Source organism: Antarcticimicrobium luteum (assembly GCF_004358185.1).
GTDB classification, from domain to species: Bacteria; Pseudomonadota; Alphaproteobacteria; order Rhodobacterales; family Rhodobacteraceae; genus Antarcticimicrobium; species Antarcticimicrobium luteum.
On sequence record NZ_SMUV01000005.1, the window covers coordinates 1 to 1,929 of the forward strand.

At 67.9% G+C, this 1,929-nt stretch carries 3 protein-coding genes; all 3 read left to right on the forward strand.

From position 1 onward, the window contains the following. On the forward strand, positions 1-497 hold a 497-nt coding region (locus E1832_RS22330; protein ID WP_425358951.1), incomplete at its 5' end, for a glycoside hydrolase family 19 protein. 44 nt (positions 498-541) lie between these two features. Further along, a complete protein-coding gene (locus tag E1832_RS00040) occupies positions 542-886 on the forward strand; it encodes a hypothetical protein (protein WP_133357721.1) in 345 nt (114 codons plus the stop codon). 182 nt (positions 887-1,068) lie between these two features. Then, positions 1,069-1,875: a DNA adenine methylase gene (locus E1832_RS00045; RefSeq protein ID WP_133357723.1), complete on the forward strand. Its 807-nt coding sequence runs from the start codon at positions 1,069-1,071 to the stop codon at positions 1,873-1,875. Positions 1,876-1,929 lie beyond the last annotated feature (54 nt).

Genomic DNA, 1,929 nt, shown 5'->3' on the forward strand with positions numbered 1-1,929 from the left:
GCGACGGCTATCTCTACCGGGGCCGCACCGGGATCCAGATCACCGGGCGGGGCAACTACCGCGCCTTCACCCGGTGGGTGCGCACCCTCGATCCCACGGCGCCGGACTTCGAGGCGGATCCGGATGCGGCGAGCCTTGATCCCTGGGAGGGGCTGGGCCCGCTCTGGTACTGGTCGACCCGGGGGCTGAACGCTCTGGCGGACGCGGGCGATCTGCGCCGGATCACCCGCCGGATCAACGGCGGCTATACCCATCTGGCGGAGCGTCAGCGCTTTACCGATCGGGCGCAGCTGGTGCTGCTGGGCCATGGCCCGGAGGATCTGCGCGCCTTCCAGCGCGGCGCCGGGCTGGTGGTGGATGGCCGCTTTGGCCCGAACTCCCGCGCGGCGCTGCATGCGGCGCTGCTGGCGCTGCCGCCGATCCTCCCCGCGAGACGAGCCCAACCTTCCGCAGTCCGCGCGCTTCTGGCGCGGATCTTTCCCTGGCTGGCGGCGTGATCCGCCGGCCGTTCCCCCTCAACTCCTGAAACGAGGTATGACCCATGACCCTGAATGACCTTCTGATTCAGCTGCAGCCCGCGCTGATCAGCACCCTGAGCCTGGTTCTGTCGATCCTGATCGGCATTGCCGCCCGCGAAGCCAAGCAGCGCTTTGGCCTCGATATCGAGGCCCGCCACCGCGAAGCGCTGCACAGCGCGCTGATGAGCGGCGCCCGCGCCGCGATCGAGGACGGGCCGGGGGCCGGGCGCGATGTTCTGGTGGAGCGCGCGGTCGCCCATGCGCGGGCCTCGGTGCCCGATGCGATCGTGCGGCTCGGGGCCAGTGACGCGGTGCTGCAGCGGCTGGCGGCCGGCAAGTTCAACCTGGTCGACCTGCCGCTGCGCTAACCCGCCGGCGCCGACCTTTGCGATTGATCCTTCCGCCCCCGGGCGGGGGGATCGGGTGCGTCAACACCCTTACCCACGCAGCCATCCGTTCAAAGCGGCTGCGCCGACATGACCTATCAGAAAATGTCGCCCGACTCTCGCGAGAGTGGTCGCTGCATATTCTGGAATCATCCATGACAACAATGACAAAGGTGCGCCCGGCCGCACCCGTTGCCCCCTGGCTTGGCGGCAAGAAAGCCCTGAGCGCCCGTATCATCGAGCGGATCGACGCCGTCGATCACGCCACCTATGCCGAGCCCTTTGTCGGCATGGGCGGTGTCTTTCTGCGGCGCAGCTGGAAGCCGCAGCTCGAGGTCGCCAATGACTTCAACGGCGAGATCACCAACCTGTTCCGCATCCTGCAGCAGCACTATCCGCAGCTGATGGAGGTGATGCGCTATCAGATCGCCTCGCGCCGGGAGTTCGAGAGGCTGCGCAAGGTGGATCCCGCAACCCTGACCGACCTGCAGCGCGCGGCCCGGTTCCTCTATCTGCAGCGGCAGGCCTTTGGCGGCAAGCCCGGCGGGGTGTTCGGGGTCGCAACCGACCGGCCGCCGCGCTTCAGCCTGACCCGGCTGGAGCCGATCCTCGAGGCCGCTCATGAGCGGCTGGAAAACGTCGTCTTCGAGAACCTCGACTGGTCGGAGCTGATCGCCCGCTATGACGGGGCCCAGACGCTGTTCTACCTCGATCCGCCCTATTGGGGCGGGGAGAACGATTACGGCAAGGGGCTGTTCGATCGAAGCCAGTTCCAGACCATGGCCGAGCAGCTGGCCGGGATCCACGGCAGGTTCATCCTCTCGATCAATGACCGCCCCGAGATCCGCGAGACATTCGCGGGGTTCGAGATGGAGGAAGTGCGGTTGAAATACTCCGTTGCCGCCGGTGGATCGACCGATGCCGCCGAGCTGATCATTGCCAACTTCACGCCCAGGGTTGGGTTGATCTGAGGGGGGGCGCCAGGCCGGTCCGGGGCAGGGGCCTCGGGCTGGCGGGGGGGGGGG